The sequence below is a fragment of the Gallibacterium anatis DSM 16844 = F 149 genome (genome assembly GCF_000379785.1).
In the GTDB taxonomy this organism is placed as follows: Bacteria; Pseudomonadota; Gammaproteobacteria; order Enterobacterales; family Pasteurellaceae; genus Gallibacterium; species Gallibacterium anatis.
On the sequence record NZ_KB903726.1, the window covers coordinates 1 to 14,673 of the forward strand.

At 39.7% G+C, this 14,673-nt stretch carries 17 protein-coding genes and 1 pseudogene; 7 read left to right on the forward strand and 11 right to left on the reverse strand.

Annotation, left to right across the window (positions count from 1 at the left end):
- The 6 genes and pseudogenes from A3EO_RS12895 to A3EO_RS0109570 form a co-directional block, all read right to left on the reverse strand.
- Positions 1–209: pseudogene (locus A3EO_RS12895) on the reverse strand (IS5/IS1182 family transposase); the annotation flags it as partial.
- 118 nt (positions 210–327) lie between these two features.
- Positions 328–1,509: a formate-dependent phosphoribosylglycinamide formyltransferase gene (gene purT / locus A3EO_RS0109550; RefSeq protein ID WP_018346967.1), complete on the reverse strand. Its 1,182-nt coding sequence runs from the start codon at positions 1,507–1,509 to the stop codon at positions 328–330.
- A 66-nt stretch (positions 1,510–1,575) separates the two neighbouring features.
- Positions 1,576–2,082, reverse strand: a complete 507-nt coding sequence (luxS, locus tag A3EO_RS0109555) for an S-ribosylhomocysteine lyase (protein ID WP_018346968.1) — start codon at positions 2,080–2,082, stop codon at positions 1,576–1,578.
- 182 nt (positions 2,083–2,264) lie between these two features.
- Positions 2,265–2,870 (reverse strand): sugar O-acetyltransferase, encoded by a 606-nt coding sequence (locus A3EO_RS0109560; protein WP_018346969.1) that lies wholly within the window; start codon positions 2,868–2,870, stop codon positions 2,265–2,267.
- 3 nt (positions 2,871–2,873) lie between these two features.
- On the reverse strand, positions 2,874–3,818 hold the full coding sequence (locus A3EO_RS0109565) for an NADP-dependent oxidoreductase (protein ID WP_018346970.1): 945 nt from the start codon (positions 3,816–3,818) through the stop codon (positions 2,874–2,876).
- A gap of 63 nt (positions 3,819–3,881) precedes the next feature.
- The gene (locus tag A3EO_RS0109570; RefSeq protein ID WP_018346971.1) at positions 3,882–4,427 is read right to left on the reverse strand and encodes a DJ-1 family glyoxalase III; all 546 of its coding nucleotides are present in this window, start codon (positions 4,425–4,427) and stop codon (positions 3,882–3,884) included.
- A 144-nt stretch (positions 4,428–4,571) separates the two neighbouring features.
- On the opposite strand from A3EO_RS0109570, the gene A3EO_RS0109575 reads away from it, so the two are divergent.
- The gene (locus tag A3EO_RS0109575; RefSeq protein WP_018346972.1) at positions 4,572–5,270 is read left to right on the forward strand and encodes a 7-cyano-7-deazaguanine/7-aminomethyl-7-deazaguanine transporter; all 699 of its coding nucleotides are present in this window, start codon (positions 4,572–4,574) and stop codon (positions 5,268–5,270) included.
- Here A3EO_RS0109575 and A3EO_RS0109580 read toward each other — a convergent pair.
- Both A3EO_RS0109580 and trmA read right to left on the reverse strand, forming a co-directional pair.
- Positions 5,236–6,000 (reverse strand): class I SAM-dependent methyltransferase, encoded by a 765-nt coding sequence (locus tag A3EO_RS0109580; RefSeq protein WP_018346973.1) that lies wholly within the window; start codon positions 5,998–6,000, stop codon positions 5,236–5,238. The two genes, A3EO_RS0109575 and A3EO_RS0109580, sit on opposite strands and share 35 nt — an antisense overlap.
- Positions 6,000–7,097, reverse strand: coding sequence for a tRNA (uridine(54)-C5)-methyltransferase TrmA (gene trmA, locus A3EO_RS0109585; RefSeq protein WP_018346974.1), 1,098 nt, complete (start codon positions 7,095–7,097; stop codon positions 6,000–6,002). Before trmA ends, A3EO_RS0109580 begins: the two co-directional genes overlap by 1 nt.
- 236 nt (positions 7,098–7,333) lie before the next feature.
- Here trmA and raiA point away from each other — a divergent pair, with 236 nt between their 5' ends.
- The 4 genes from raiA to arsB all read left to right on the forward strand — a co-directional run bounded on the left by raiA (position 7,334) and on the right by arsB (position 9,552).
- On the forward strand, positions 7,334–7,654 hold the full coding sequence (gene raiA / locus A3EO_RS0109590) for a ribosome-associated translation inhibitor RaiA (protein ID WP_018346975.1): 321 nt from the start codon (positions 7,334–7,336) through the stop codon (positions 7,652–7,654).
- A 114-nt stretch (positions 7,655–7,768) separates the two neighbouring features.
- The gene (locus A3EO_RS0109595) at positions 7,769–8,089 is read left to right on the forward strand and encodes an ArsR/SmtB family transcription factor (protein WP_026211096.1); all 321 of its coding nucleotides are present in this window, start codon (positions 7,769–7,771) and stop codon (positions 8,087–8,089) included.
- 51 nt (positions 8,090–8,140) lie between these two features.
- Positions 8,141–8,554 carry an arsenate reductase (glutaredoxin) gene (gene arsC, locus A3EO_RS0109600; RefSeq protein WP_018346977.1) on the forward strand — a complete coding sequence of 138 codons (414 nt, stop codon included), beginning with the start codon at positions 8,141–8,143 and terminating at the stop codon, positions 8,552–8,554.
- 2 nt (positions 8,555–8,556) lie between these two features.
- A complete protein-coding gene (arsB, locus tag A3EO_RS0109605; protein ID WP_018346978.1) occupies positions 8,557–9,552 on the forward strand; it encodes an ACR3 family arsenite efflux transporter in 996 nt (331 codons plus the stop codon).
- A gap of 70 nt (positions 9,553–9,622) precedes the next feature.
- On the opposite strand, the gene A3EO_RS0109610 is transcribed toward arsB, so the two are convergent.
- A complete protein-coding gene (locus A3EO_RS0109610; RefSeq protein WP_018346979.1) occupies positions 9,623–10,843 on the reverse strand; it encodes a LysM-like peptidoglycan-binding domain-containing protein in 1,221 nt (406 codons plus the stop codon).
- A gap of 186 nt (positions 10,844–11,029) precedes the next feature.
- Positions 11,030–12,028 (reverse strand): EF-P beta-lysylation protein EpmB, encoded by a 999-nt coding sequence (gene epmB, locus A3EO_RS0109615; RefSeq protein ID WP_018346980.1) that lies wholly within the window; start codon positions 12,026–12,028, stop codon positions 11,030–11,032.
- Between the two features lie 182 nt (positions 12,029–12,210).
- Between epmB and efp the strand changes: the two genes are divergently transcribed.
- Complete coding sequence (gene efp, locus A3EO_RS0109620; protein WP_013746294.1) at positions 12,211–12,777, forward strand: elongation factor P; 567 nt, start codon at positions 12,211–12,213, stop codon at positions 12,775–12,777.
- Between the two features lie 84 nt (positions 12,778–12,861).
- A complete protein-coding gene (locus A3EO_RS0109625; protein WP_026211097.1) occupies positions 12,862–13,890 on the forward strand; it encodes a glycosyltransferase family 9 protein in 1,029 nt (342 codons plus the stop codon).
- On the opposite strand, the gene A3EO_RS0109630 is transcribed toward A3EO_RS0109625, so the two are convergent.
- Positions 13,891–14,655, reverse strand: coding sequence for a glycosyltransferase family 2 protein (locus A3EO_RS0109630; RefSeq protein ID WP_018346982.1), 765 nt, complete (start codon positions 14,653–14,655; stop codon positions 13,891–13,893).
- Positions 14,656–14,673 lie beyond the last annotated feature (18 nt).

Sequence of the window (14,673 nt, forward strand, 5' to 3'; positions counted from 1 at the left end):
AGATAGCCGAGTAACATGATTTTGAACAAGCGAACTGGGTCAACTGCGGGGCGACCGTTGTCATGGCAATAGAGATGAGCAACTTCATCACGAATGAAGTCAAAATCGATGGCTTTCGCGACTTTACGGACAAGGTGGTCTTTTGGAACGAGTTGTTCGAGACTTATCATCTCGATTTCATATTGGAGTGAGGGTGTATTTTTGAGCATAGGCATTTCCTTTTTTCGATATGCCTATTAGATCAAACCTCTAGAGGTATGTCTAGAGGTTTGTCAGCAGTCTGAGGCTTCTCTCAAAGAGAAGCCTAGATATGGAGAAAATGACACGTTACAGTATGATTTCCAATTTTTGATAGGCGCGGTTTGCTTTTTCTCGTGCCGCCTCAACGCTATCGGCGCTTGCCAAAATTACGCCTAAACGGCGATGTCCGTTGACTTCTCTTTTACCGAACAGGCGAAGATTAGTGTCTGCTTCGGCAAGCACATTTTCCAGATTGGCAAAAAGAACCTGATTGGATTTTCCTTCCACTACGATTGCTTTAGAGGCGCTCGGTGCTAATAGTTTTATTTGTGGAATAGGTAAGCCTAAAATGGCGCGTGCGTGTAATGCAAATTCCGACAAATCTTGAGAAATCAAGGTGACCATTCCGGTATCGTGCGGACGAGGGGAAACTTCATTAAAAATAACTTCATCACCACAAACAAACATTTCTACGCCGAAAATCCCATAACCACCCAATGCACCGGTGATTTTTTCAGCGATGTGCTGTGCTTTTTGTAATGCAATCTCGCTCATCGCTTGCGGTTGCCAAGATTCTCGATAGTCGCCATCAACTTGTACGTGACCGATCGGCGCAAGGAAGGAGGTGCCACCACGATGGCGTACAGTTAATAAGGTGATTTCATAATCAAAACGGATAAAGCCCTCGACAATGACACGTCCGCTGCCGGCACGACCGCCTTCTTGTGCATATTGCCACGCTTGTTGTAACTGCTCTCTATTTTTGAGAATGCTTTGTCCGTGCCCGGAAGAGCTCATAATCGGTTTAACTACGCAAGGCAAGCCGATTTTTTCCACCGCCTGTTGAAAATCGGCAAAATTGTCGACAAATTGGAACGGCGAGGTCGGCAAACCTAACTCTTCGGCAGCTAAACGGCGGATACCTTCACGATTCATTGTCAGTTTAACCGCTTTTGCCGTCGGAATAACGTTGTAACCTTGCTGTTCCAACTCGACTAAAGTATCGGTGGCAATCGCTTCCACTTCCGGCACAATGTAATCCGGTTTTTCTTTTTCGATAAGCTTTTTAAGCGCATCACCATCCAACATTGAAATGGTATAAGCACGATGTGCCACTTGATGTGCCGGCGCGTCAGCATAACGATCAACCGCAATAACTTCCACACCTAAACGCTGTAATTCAATTACAACCTCTTTACCTAATTCTCCGGAGCCGAGCGTCATCACTTTGGTGGCGACAGGAGTGAGTGGTGTACCTAATGTTGTCATAGAGTTTTATTCCTTCAATGTTGTGAGCAAATAAAAAGCCAAGCGGTGCGGCTTGGCTTAAGGTCATTATTGATTTAAAAAACGGTCATCAAGTAATAAATCTTGATTGTGATTAATGCCGATTCCCTGAGCAAGCACCTTTTTCGCTGCTGCCTGAGCATCCGCTAACGAATGTTCGGTGTAGGTTCCGCATTGATATTGGTTTAATTCCGGGATCTCTTTTTCGCTTTTCACCGACAATACATCCTGCATTGCTTTTTCCCACGCCGCAGCAACTTGTTGTTCCGCAGGCGTACCGATTAAACTCATATAAAATCCGGTGCGGCAACCCATTGGTGAAATATCAATAATTTCAACGCTGTCACTATTGAGATGATCACGCATAAAACCGGCGAAAAGATGTTCCAAAGTGTGAATACCTTTCGGACTGATATTGTCTTGATTCGGTTTGCAAAAACGAAGATCAAAAACCGTAATTTTATCGCCTTTAGGCGTTTGCATTGTCTTTGCAACACGCACCGCAGGGGTATTCATTTTAACGTGGTCAACCTTAAAACTGTCTAATAATGGCATAGTGAAAAACCCTTCTTTAAAAAAATTTTGATTTTGACTGAACTTTTTCAGAGCAGGTTTGTCTGAAAAGGTGCAACATAATGGTTGTTTAAATTAGTTCCTTAGGTTATTTGCCGCCTAGTGTTTGGGGCGGCTTTTTTTATCTCTGTTATTTGCGTTAATTGTAGCTTGAATTAGTGGCTTTAAACAGTGCGATCCAGCAGTTGTTGATACTGTTTACGATCCTGATCGTTGATTTCTCGAATCACCCGACAAGGGTTGCCGAACGCTAAACTGTTTGCCGGAATCGATTTGGTTACTACACTGCCGGCACCGATAACGCTGTTTTCACCGATAGTAACACCGCCTAAAATCACGCAGCTGCCGCCAATCCAGACATTATCTTTAATAATAATTGCCTTTGCTTGTTCATAGCCCTGATTTCTTTGCTGATAATGCAATGGATTCCCCACCGTATAAAGACTGACATTAGGGGCAAACATCACATTATCACCGATGGAAACCTTGCCGCTGTCCAAAATGGTGCATTGATGATTAGCAAAAAAATTGTCGCCAACTTCAATATTAAAGCCATAATCGCAGAAAAACGGCGAATTGATATGCAAATTATCGCCGCATTTACCAAGCAGACGTTCTAATAATAGCTTACGTTGCGAATCAGCCGGTGCAAGCTGATAATTGAGTTGAAACAACATCTGCTTCACCTGTTGTCTGATTTTGCTTAAGTCGGCATCGTTTGGAAAATGCGGCAATTCTGCCAGCATTTTTTCTTTTTCAGTCAATGACATAACTTACCCTAGCTGTAAATCCAACACAACTTTACCACTGGTTCGTCCGCTTTCGAGTTGACGATGTGCCTGTTGAATATCGGTTATCGGCAATACTTGCGCAATCTTTAAGTACAAACGGTTTTCTGCTAAATCATTCAGCATTGTTTCCAGATCCTGACGATTTGGCACCGCCAACATCTTTTCCACCAGCAGTTGCTGTTCAGCCCCAGCCTGTTGTAATAACGGCACGTGAATGGTAGGAATGCAGATAACACGTCCTCCTTTTTTCACCATTTTCAATGCAGCGACACCGCTCTCACCACCTACTAAATCAATAAAAAGATCGGCATTGAGATCGGGATAAGCGTGCGGATGATGATAATCAACGGTGTGATTTGCACCTAAAGCCAATGCTTGTTGCTGTTTAGCTTCGGAACAGATAACGGTAATATCGACATTCTCTTTGGCTAAAAGCTGTAATAATAAATGCCCGACACCGCCTAACGGTGCAGACATTACTATTTTCTGTCCGGCAGAAACGTTTGCCTGTTTCAGAATTTGCAATGCGGTAACGGCAACGGTCGGCATTGCGCCTGCTTGCTGCAATGAAACTGCTTTCGGTACGCGCGCAACCAAATCAGCATTGACCGCAACATAACGGCTATAAGCGCCGCCGTCAAAGGTGAGTGCGGAAACGCGTTCACCCACATTAAAACCGCTTTCTGCACCGGCTTGAACCACAATACCGGCAAGATCAAACCCTAACACTGCCGGAAATTGTGATTTAAATTTTTCTGCGCCCCAACCTAAACCTTTGCGAGTTTTAAAATCGACCGGATTGACGCCGGCAAAGTGATTTTCGATTAAAACTTGGTTGGCATTGATAGTCGGCATTGCTAATTGAGGCTGAAATTGAAGCACATCCGCTTCCCCGAATGCTGAAATGGTTACGCCATAGTTTTGCATTATCGCTTCCTTTTTTATGTTAATCGTTGCAATGATAGGGTGAATAAATGTAATTAAAATGTATTAGTAATAAAGCTGTTGTTTTAGCTGTTCAGCAGCTTCTACACCGAGTAATTGCGCGACAATCGCCAAGCCAAAATCAAAAGCAGCACCCGGGCCACGACCGGTAATAAACGGTGCATCAATGACAGCAGCAAGATGACGATAATTTACTTCGTTATTTATTAAGTCGGCACGCATTGAAGGGTAGCAAACCGCATTTTTGCCTTTTAATAATCCGACTTTTGCTAAAGCGGTCGGCGCTGCACAAATTGCTGCAACCCATTTTTGCTGCTGTGCAAATTGACGATAAGTGTCAGCTAACGCCGCATATTTTTCGAGATCGACCTGACCGCCCGGCAGCATTACTAAATCGTAACTGTTTAGATCAGTCTGATTCAGTAATTGATCAGCAACCACTTTGACATTATGGGAGGAAGAAACGATCTCGGTGTTATCAATGGAAATGAGATCAGTGTGTAAGCCGGCGCGTCTGAAAAGATCATTCGGCACTAATGCTTCAGATTCTTCAAAACCTTTGGTTAATAAAATAGCAATTTTTTGTGTCATCTTCGTTCTCCTTTTGTTGTGTAATTCTGCCATATTATATGCTTTTTCTTGCAAAATTTTATCATCAGCGTATCATTCACCCCCTATTTTTGTAGTTGGGTTCCCTCACCCCAAAGATTTTCATTGAGATAAAAAGGACACAATATGGTATCAGCTCAAGCGATTTTCGGCGATCGTCAAAAACGCCGTGCATTAATTTTACTTTCATTTTTCCACATTTTTATCATTGCTATCAGCAATTACCTCGTGCAAATTCCATTCACCATCAATTTAGCGTGGTTGGATTTCAGTTTTCATAGCACTTGGGGAACGCTAACCTTTCCATTTATCTTTTTAGCCACTGATTTAACCGTGCGTGTTTTCGGTGCAAAAGAGGCTCGCTGGATTATTTTCTGGGTAATGTTTCCGGCACTGATTGTCAGTTATGTTATCTCTACGCTCTTTTCTGATACGCAATATCAAGGTTTAGCCGCGTTGGCGACGTTTAATCTGTTCGTTTTTCGTATTTCTATCGCCAGTTTTGCCGCGTATGTGTTCGGTCAATTATTGGACGTGTTGGTGTTTAACCGTTTAAGACAGTTAAAAACGTGGTGGATTGCACCGAGCAGTTCGATGATCTTCGGTAGTTTATGCGATACTTTCGCCTTTTTTGCGATCGCTTTCTATCACAGTACAGATGCTTTTATGGCAGAAAACTGGGTAGAGATCGGCTTTGTGGATTATTTATTTAAACTCTTGATTGGTTTGCTCTTTTTTGTGCCGATTTATGGTGTGGTTTTAAAAGCGATTATGCGGAAATTGGCGTTGCTTAATCTTGCGCAAATGCAGCAAGTTCGTGGTTGATGTAAATATCAAAACGGTGATTTTTGGTTGTTTGGCTGAAATGTGGTTTGCATTCTGCCAAATAACCGGCGTAATCGGGGCGTTTCACCACCACCCGATGCGCTAATTTCAATGCTGTTGCCAATAGCTGATCCGCATCTAAATCTGCCCCAACCAAGGATTGGAAAATACGCATCTCTTTCTTGACTAACGCACTTTTGTTTTTGTGAGGAAACATAGGATCAAGATAAACCACATCAAATTTCTCTGTTTCCGGATCAAGTTCTGCTATGGTTTTAACCGGCAACAATTTCATTCGTTGTTGCATAAAATCACCGATTTCCGCGTCCTGATAAGCACGTTGTAAACCATCTTCCAACAATGCAGCCACTACCGGATTGCGCTCCACCAATGACACTTCACAACCAATTGCTGCCAGAACGAAAGCATCGCGCCCTAAACCGGCGGTTGCATCAAGCACTTTTGGCAATTTTCCCTTTTTAACACCGACTGCTTTAGCGACCGCTTCGCCGCGACCGCCACCGAATTTACGTCGATGTGCCATTGTTCCGGCAACGAAATCGACACAAATCGCACCGAGCTTCGCTTCATCCGTTTTATAAAGTGCCAAGCGTTGCGGCTCTAAAACCAACGCGAATGGTGCTTGCGGATCATTTTCTAACTGCCATTTTTCGATCATTTGACGAAATTTTTCATCATCGCCGGATTGATTAATAAGCTGAATCTGCATTATTTCCTCACCAAATAGACACCGCTTTCGATATGGTGCGTGTAAGGAAATTGGTCAAAAAGTGCTGCTTTTTCAATATGATGAGTTTGACTTAAAACGGTTAAATTTTCTGCCAAAGTTTGCGGATTACAGGAAATATAAAGAATATTGTCATATTGTTGCACCATTTTTAAGGTTTCCACATCCAAGCCGGCACGAGGCGGATCAACAAAAATGGTGTTGCATTGATACTGTTTAAGATCAATCCCCTTCAGGCGATAAAATTCGCGCACGCCTTGCAATGCCTGCGTAAACTCTTCTGCCGACATTCGAATAATTTGCAGATTATCAATATGATTGGCAGCGATATTGAATTGTGCTGCCTGTACTGAAGGTTTAGCGATTTCAGTCGCCAACACTTTTCTAAAATGCTGTGCTAAAGCCACTGAAAAATTGCCATTACCACAATAGAGTTCTAACAAATCACCTTCGGCATTTTCTGTGCAGGATAATGCCCATTCAATCATTTGACAGTTAATGCCGGCATTCGGTTGGGTAAAACTGTTTTCAACTTGGCGGTAGATATAATTTTTGCCGTTGATTGGCAACACTTCATCAATAAAATCCTGATCCAAGCAAATTTTCTGTTTATTGGCACGCCCGATAATTTGCACATCAAATTGTTGCTGTTCAAGCTGTTGTTTCAGTTGTTTTGCGGCAGCGATCCAAGTTTCATCCAACTTTTTATGGTAAAGCAGACTGACGATAATTTTATTGCTGACGGTACTGAGATAATCAATCTGGAATAATTGATTACGCAAAATCGGTTGCTGTTTAAGCAATGGCAGTAATGCACTCATCATTGCATTGATTAATGTTGAAGCAATTGGAAATTGATCAATGCGATAACGCCGCTTACTTTGCGGATCAAACATAATGTGATAAAGATCACCGCCATCGTGCCAAACCCGAAATTCAGCACGCATTCGATAATGTTTCAATGCGGAACGATGAACCTTAATCTCACCCTGAAAGAAAGGTTTAAGTAATTGAGTTAGATAATAAATTTTATCTTCTAACTGTTGATTGTAATGTGATTCGGAAAAGTCAGTCTGCATAATATTATCGCTTGAGTCAAAGAATGGGGCGCATTCTAACATAAAAATCAGTATGGACGAAAAAGCACGATCTAAAAATGTAAAGCAGATTATTTTAGAAATTTGACCTACTTCACTATTCTGAAAAATAAACGATAAAAGGCTTGAAAAGCTGATCATACGGCATTATGTTCTTAAACAGGAACAGGATTTTTTCTTGACTGGTAACAGTCTTATTACAATGAGAGGTAAATGTTATGACCCTAAATATTACAAGCAAACAAATGGAAATTACCCCGGCAATTCGTTCCCACATTGAAGAACGTTTGTCAAAATTAGGCAAATGGCAAACCCAGTTAATAAATCCTCATTTTATTTTACAAAAACTGCCAAAAGGATTTGGGGTGGAAGCTATGGTTGGTACACCTTTCGGTAACCTTGTCGCGAAAGCGGAACACGAAGATATGTATGCTGCCATCAATGATGTACAAGAAAAATTAGAACGTCAGCTCAATAAATTGCAGCATAAAGGAGAAGCAAGACGAGCTAGTGAACGTCTAAAAGATTCTTTTAATTAGTTTTATCGTTGAAGTTTAAGGTCTAGCAATTTGCTAGACCTTTTTTATATTCAGTAATTACCATTATTTCAATAATTATTGAAATAATTGAGAGAGAAGTTTATGATAGAAAATATGAATACAAAAACAGCTAGTATACTTTTTGATAGTTTAGCTTCGCCAGTTCGCTTGCGGATTTTTCAAACTCTGATGGAAACAGGTGTAGAAGGAATGATAGCTGGGGATCTGGCTAAAGTACTTAATATTGCACCAAATAATCTTTCTTTCCATTTGAAAAATTTAAGTAAGTCAGGATTAGTTTCGTGTGAAATAAATGGTCGATTTGTTAGATACTATGCAAATTTAGATTTAATGACAGTGCTTATTTCTTTTCTTACTAAGAATTGTTGTTCGAAAAGTGATAGCCACCATCGTTGTGAAGAATTTTGCAAATAAATTGCAAAATTTTTTACTATTTTATTTCAATAATTATTGAAAGGTTGATTTATGGAAACTATTACGATTTATCATAACCCTAATTGTGGGACTTCTAGAAATGTACTAGCTTTAATTCAGCATTTAGGTTTCCCTACAAATATTATCTATTATTTAGATACCCCACCTACTGAAAAAGAATTACGTAATTTATTACAAAAAATGGGGATGACAGCTCGTCAACTATTAAGAGTGAATGTTCCTCCGTATACGGAATTACATTTAGATAGCCTTGATTTAACAGAAGATTTTTTGATTCAAAAAATGGTTGAGTTTCCAATCTTAATTAATCGTCCAATTGTTATTTCTTCAATGGGAGTGAAATTATGTCGCCCATCAGAAATTGTTTTAACAATTTTACCGAAAGCATTGACTCAAGATTTTGTTAAAGAAGATGGCGAAATTATTACAGCGAAAGGAAGATAATTATGGGATTATTTGAACGTTTCTTAAGTGTATGGGTAAGTTTAGCAATTATTTTAGGTGTATTGATAGGGATGATAATACCTGAACAGATAAAGAATATTGCTTTACTTGAAGTAGCACATATTAATATTCCAGTTGCTATTCTAATTTGGCTGATGATCTATCCCATGATGATTCAAATTGATTGGGAGGCAATAAAAGATGTAGGGAAGAAACCACAGGGGCTATTCCTAACTTTAGTGATTAACTGGTTAATTAAACCTTTTTCAATGGCATTAATTGGATGGTTATTTTTTAACTTTGTTTTTGAAAGTTGGGTTGAGCCTCAAGCTGCTAAAGAATACATATCCGGTATGATTTTATTGGGTGTCGCGCCTTGTACTGCAATGGTATTTGTTTGGTCACAATTAGTGAGAGGAAATCCTAATTACACATTAGTACAAGTATCCGTAAATGATATTGTAATGATCTTTGCTTTTGTTCCAATTGCGAATTTTTTACTTGGTATAAATCAGATTGAAATTCCATTAGCCACCTTATTTTATAGTACAGTGCTTTATATCATTTTGCCTCTTGTATTTGGGGTGCTAACAAGAAAGGCTTTATTAGATAAGCAAAAATCGGTAAGTGATTTTTGTCTAAAAATGAAACCTTTTTCTATATTAAGTTTATTACTTACTGTTGTGTTACTGTTTGCATTTCAAGCAGAAGTTATTTTACAACAACCTTTTATTATTATTCTGATTGCGATTCCGTTATTAGTGCAAACTTATGGAATTTTTTTTCTTGGATACTTTTCTGCAAGAATATTGAAGTTGCCTAAAGATATTACTGGACCAGCCTGTTTAATTGGAACGAGTAATTTTTTTGAATTAGCTGTTGCAGTTGCAATTTCATTGTTTGGGTTACATTCAGGCGCTGCATTAGCAACAGTTGTTGGCGTATTAGTCGAAGTACCAGTTATGCTGTCATTGGTTTATTGGCTGAATAGACGATAGAGAAGCAATAGGTAATATTGGAATATAAAAAAACAGCCTATTGCCACTTGGCAATAGGCTTTTTATCAGATTATTTTTTATAGATATAGGTACCGTTGCTTTGGCGAATAAATTTCGCACCGCTAGGTAATTGCAGTTCTGAAACGCGACCACCGTTTACTTTAACGGCAACTTTGTCACCCGGTTTGAAACTGCTTAATGCGTTGCCGGCACCATTTGCTTTTGTCATTGCATTGACATCAGCAATATTTAAATTGTTGTCACGGAATACTTGCATCAAAGAAGTGCCTGCCGGAATAGTTAATGTTTTTGCTTGACTGCCACTTGCAGCTGTTGTGACAGATGATGTAGATTTTGAACTGCTTCTGGCAACAGGTTTGGCATCAACAACCGGCACATTTTTACCGTCAAGAATGGCTTGTGCTTTACGTTGTTCCAATTCTTTCTGTTTCTGCTGTTTTGCTCTGAACTCTTCACGCGCGCGCTGTTCCGCACGGGCTTTAGCTTTTGCAATTAAACGGGCTTGTTCGGCTTCATATGCCTGTTTTTCAATTTTATCAATTTGAGCCTGACTGAGAGCCGGTTTCTGTTCTGCTTTCGGTGCTGGAGCAACCGGAGCCGGTGCAACAGCCGGAGTTTGTGCTTGATTAGTTGCAGCCGCATTGTTTTCATCAGTCGTAATTAGGGTATTATCCACTGCCGGAGTCGGTGCGGTGCTGTTTTGTGCGATAGTTTCCGCAGTAACGGCAGCGTCATTATTGGCTCTAGCTGCATCTGTTACGTTGGCATTGGCATTATCCATTGCTTGCTCTTCGGTTTGCATTGTTGGCACACCTTCATTGTTGGCATTAGCCGCATTCGGATCAATCGGCTGAAATTCAATCGGCAAATTATTATCTTGAGATTGTAGGCTATCTACCGGTTGGCTGCTAGGTTTTAACCAGAGAAATAACACAATGATGATAACCAACACCGCGGCACTGATAAGCAAACGGCGAGAACGTGTCGACAAATTGGCTAACGCTGATGCTTTGTGTGCAGTAACCGGTTCGGCGGCAAATTCGTTGTTTTCTGTATTTTCAACAGCTTGCTCAACTTCTGCTTGCTGGAAAGTTTCTGCTTTTGCCGCTTTTTTGTTAAAGATGCCTTTTAATTTGTCGATAAAAGAGGGGGCAGCTTCAACTGCCGGTCTTTTAGGGGTAATAGGTTCAAATTCATTAAATTCTAAATTTAATTCATTCTGTTTAGCGTCCTGTTGTTCGCTTTGCTGTTCCTTGTCTGTGTTACTCACGGTTATACCTCAAATTTTGGTTAAAAATCATTATTGCAACAATGTTATTGATTCAAAGTGATGAGATAACTTTGAACGATAAAAATTCTTTCTTGGCAGAAAGAAGCGACTGCCGTTTTTCCGTTGGCTATTTTAAAGGAAAAAATAGGCAATGACTAAGGCTAATCACGATTTATCTGAATATTTTTAGCTATACCAGGTTTTACTTTTTTCTCCGGCGATTTCACGTGCCAGTTTCGGCACCAGATAGCCGGAAGATAAGGTGATTAATTGCCGATAAATGGCTAAAGCCCGCTCATCGTCAATCCAAAAATGGCTTGCGCCTTCCACTTTATCCAATAGATGAAGATAGTAAGGCAAAATGCCGGTGGCAAACAGTTTGTCATTTAACGCTTTGAGAATGTGAGCATCATCGTTAATCCCTTTTAACAACACGGATTGATTGAGTAGCGTGACCCCAGCTTGTTTTAATGGTTGCAGCTGCCTACTTAACAGTTCATCGATTTCATTGGCGTGATTAATGTGCAACACCAGCACTTTGTTAAGCGGTGAGTCCGCCAACGATCGACATAATTCGGGGGTAATACGTTGTGGAATGACAACCGGCAAACGAGAGTGAATACGCACCGTTTTAAGGTGCGGAATCTGATTTAACTGCCCAAGTAACCACGCTAATTCACGATCTTTCGCCATTAACGGATCACCGCCGGAAAAGATCACCTCCTCAATTTCGGAATGTTGAGCGATATAATCCAATGCTTTACGCCAATTCGCTTTATTTCCCGGATTATCCTCATAAGGAAAATGACGTCGAAAACAATAACGACAGTTAACAGCGCAGCCCCCCTTTACCATCAGCAGTACACGGTTATGATATTTATGCAATAAATTGGGAATGGTATTATCTTGTTCTTGCAGCGGATCTTTCACAAATCCGGGTGTTTGCAGAAATTCGGCGGCATCGGTCATCACTTGCAAAAAAAGAGGATCGTTGGCATTGCCTTTTTCCATTTTATTTATAAACGGCATTGGCACGCGCATTGCAAATAAACGGCGCGCAGCCAAATGTTGTTGATAGGGTTCGAGCGGTAAATTCAGTAATGTTAAAAGTTGAATCGGATCGGAAACCGCAGTGGCTAAGTATTCAGTCCAATCGGAATCTGCTCCAAATGTGAGGTTTTGCATTATCATATGACGATTTTTTTACCTATGTCTTCCATTAAATGACATTATTTTTATCAAAAACTTCTTAAAAAGTTGAAAATTCAACCGTTAGAGATATATACTTCCAACTTTTCTAAAGTAGCACAATTTTTTGTGAATTGTGCGGTGAATTGAACAGACAATCAAATATTAATGAGGATATTATGGCAAGCTATTCTACCAGCGATTTCAAACCAGGTCTTAAATTTATGCAAGATGGCGAACCTTGTGTAATTGTAGAAAATGAGTTTGTGAAACCGGGGAAAGGACAAGCGTTTACTCGTACTCGTATTCGTAAATTGATTTCAGGCAAAGTGTTGGATGTGAACTTTAAATCAGGTTCAACTGTTGAAGCAGCGGACGTTGTTGATACCAACCTCACTTTCTTATATAAAGATGAAGAGTTCTGGTATTTTATGAACAACGAAACTTTTGAACAACTTGCTGCAGATGCGAAAGCGGTGGGTGATAATGACAAATGGTTGTTGGATCAAGCAGAGTGTATCGTAACTTTATGGAACGGTTCTCCAATCAATGTGACTCCGCCAAACTTTGTTGAGTTGGAAGTGGTTGATACTGATCCGGGCTTGAAAGGCGATACAGCAGGAACAGGCGGTAAACCGGCAACATTAAGCACTGGTGCGGTAGTGCGTGTACCATTATTTATTCAAATCGGTGAAGTTATTCGTGTAGATACTCGTTCTGGCGAGTATGTAGCTCGTGTGAAATAATTAGGTATCAGCAGAATATGTAACGCCCTAAATAAGAGATTATTTAGGGCTTTTTTGTCGTTATAGTTATAGGGGAAAGGCGTGATTGATAATATTTTAGTAGTGAGAAATGATAAGTTAGGTGATTTCGTGTTGGCTTGGCCAGCATTCGCAATGTTAAAGCATTCGATACCATCGGCTAAGATTACTGCTTTAGTTCCTGCATATACGGCTGATTTGGCGAGAGTTTGCCCTTATATTGATGATGTAATTATTGATGCAGGCAAAAAAGGTGATAAGGATGAGCAACACAAAACTCTATCATTGATAAGACAGAAAAGGTTTGATGTGGCAATTGCTTTTTTTTCCGATCGTTATAATGCAGTTTTATTATGGAAATCAAAGATTCCTTATCGTTTAGCACCGGCAACGAAAATCATCCAATTTCTTTATAATAATCGTTTAACACAGCGTCGCTCTAAGTCAGAAAAACCGGAATTTGAGTATAATTTGGATTTAAGTAGATATTTTTTAACTAAACACCGGATCAATGTTATCGAGCCTCATTATCCTTATTTAAAATTTAAGGAAAATATTCTTCAACAACAACGTGATAAGTTAGTACAGATGCTCAATATTTCTCCACAAAAAAAATGGTGTTTTATTCATTCCGGTACGGGCGGTTCAGCGAAAAATCTTACGTTAAATCAATATGCTGAAATAGCAACAACACTCTTAAATAGGTTTGATTGTCAAATTGTATTGACTGCCGGAAAAGGAGAAAGTGAGAAAGCATTGGAATTGCAACAAATGATTAGAGATCGACGTGTTGTTGTATATGATAAAAATGATGGATTGGTTGATTTTGCAAAATCTATTGCTTGTTGTGATCTTTTTATTGCTGGATCAACAGGACCGTTGCATTTGGCTGCCTCTTTAAATAAAGCGATTATTGGGTTTTATCCAAGTAAACGATCTGCTTGTGCTTTGCGATGGAAACCGATTAATGATGAAAGTAAACAATTATTGATTAGTGCGAATCATAAAGAATCGGAAGATACGCAAATGTCAAAAATTAATATTCAAAAAGTGATGATAGAAGCCGTCCCATTTATAGAACGGCAGTGGGCATAATTATTTTTGATCTCTGACCCATAAATCTGCGTATTTAACAAATGTTGAATGCGCAGACAAAATAGCTAAGAGTAATCCTTGCTTTCCATCAAGAAATCCTGCTTTGAGCAAATACATCTTGATAAAGCATCCCAATGCGTGTGAGATTCCTTTATAAAGAGAGGATTTTTTGCCATCATTTTCTTTCTGATCCGCCCAGGCTTTTGCATAATTGGCTGATTTAACTAAATAATGATGAAGATCTTTATAGGTGTAGTGTAATAGATCACCGTTTAGCGTTTCAGTTTTAAACCCTTGAGGAATAACCACTTTTTCGTGAACTAATGAGTCGTTATACTGTGTCTCTTTTGTACGATAAAGTCTAGTCACAAAGTCAGGATACCAGCCGGAATGGCGAATTTCTCTACCGAATACTTCGCTTAGTCGTCCGATTTGATACACTGTTTTTTCTTTATTGTTACGAATCGCTGTTAAAATGCTCTGTTTTAATTCATTGGTTACATATTCATCCGCATCCAGCCATAAAAGATATTCACTTTCAACATAGCTTTGAGCAATTTGGCGTTGTTTACCAAACCCTTTCCATTGAGCGTGAATGAAGATTTTGTCTGTATATTTTTTTGCGATTTCGAGGGTATTGTCTGTGCTACCTGAATCGACTATAACAATTTCATCTACCCAGCCTTTGATACTTTCTAAGCATTTAGATAAATTTTCTGCTTCATTTTTAACGATGATTGCGACTGCAAGACGAGGTGATGGCATAACGATTCCTTATTAAAA

Bases quoted from the DNA above. Each gene is read 5' to 3' on its own strand.
- purT (WP_018346967.1), bottom strand. From the start codon at position 1,509: ATGACAACATTAGGTACACCACTCACTCCTGTCGCCACCAAAGTGATG.
- luxS (WP_018346968.1), bottom strand. From the start codon at position 2,082: ATGCCATTATTAGACAGTTTTAAGGTTGACCACGTTAAAATGAATACC.
- A3EO_RS0109560 (WP_018346969.1), bottom strand. From the start codon at position 2,870: ATGTCATTGACTGAAAAAGAAAAAATGCTGGCAGAATTGCCGCATTTT.
- A3EO_RS0109565 (WP_018346970.1), bottom strand. From the start codon at position 3,818: ATGCAAAACTATGGCGTAACCATTTCAGCATTCGGGGAAGCGGATGTG.
- A3EO_RS0109570 (WP_018346971.1), bottom strand. From the start codon at position 4,427: ATGACACAAAAAATTGCTATTTTATTAACCAAAGGTTTTGAAGAATCT.
- A3EO_RS0109575 (WP_018346972.1), top strand. From the start codon at position 4,572: ATGGTATCAGCTCAAGCGATTTTCGGCGATCGTCAAAAACGCCGTGCA.
- A3EO_RS0109580 (WP_018346973.1), bottom strand. From the start codon at position 6,000: ATGCAGATTCAGCTTATTAATCAATCCGGCGATGATGAAAAATTTCGT.
- trmA (WP_018346974.1), bottom strand. From the start codon at position 7,097: ATGCAGACTGACTTTTCCGAATCACATTACAATCAACAGTTAGAAGAT.
- raiA (WP_018346975.1), top strand. From the start codon at position 7,334: ATGACCCTAAATATTACAAGCAAACAAATGGAAATTACCCCGGCAATT.
- A3EO_RS0109595 (WP_026211096.1), top strand. From the start codon at position 7,769: ATGAATACAAAAACAGCTAGTATACTTTTTGATAGTTTAGCTTCGCCA.
- arsC (WP_018346977.1), top strand. From the start codon at position 8,141: ATGGAAACTATTACGATTTATCATAACCCTAATTGTGGGACTTCTAGA.
- arsB (WP_018346978.1), top strand. From the start codon at position 8,557: ATGGGATTATTTGAACGTTTCTTAAGTGTATGGGTAAGTTTAGCAATT.
- epmB (WP_018346980.1), bottom strand. From the start codon at position 12,028: ATGCAAAACCTCACATTTGGAGCAGATTCCGATTGGACTGAATACTTA.
- efp (WP_013746294.1), top strand. From the start codon at position 12,211: ATGGCAAGCTATTCTACCAGCGATTTCAAACCAGGTCTTAAATTTATG.
- A3EO_RS0109630 (WP_018346982.1), bottom strand. From the start codon at position 14,655: ATGCCATCACCTCGTCTTGCAGTCGCAATCATCGTTAAAAATGAAGCA.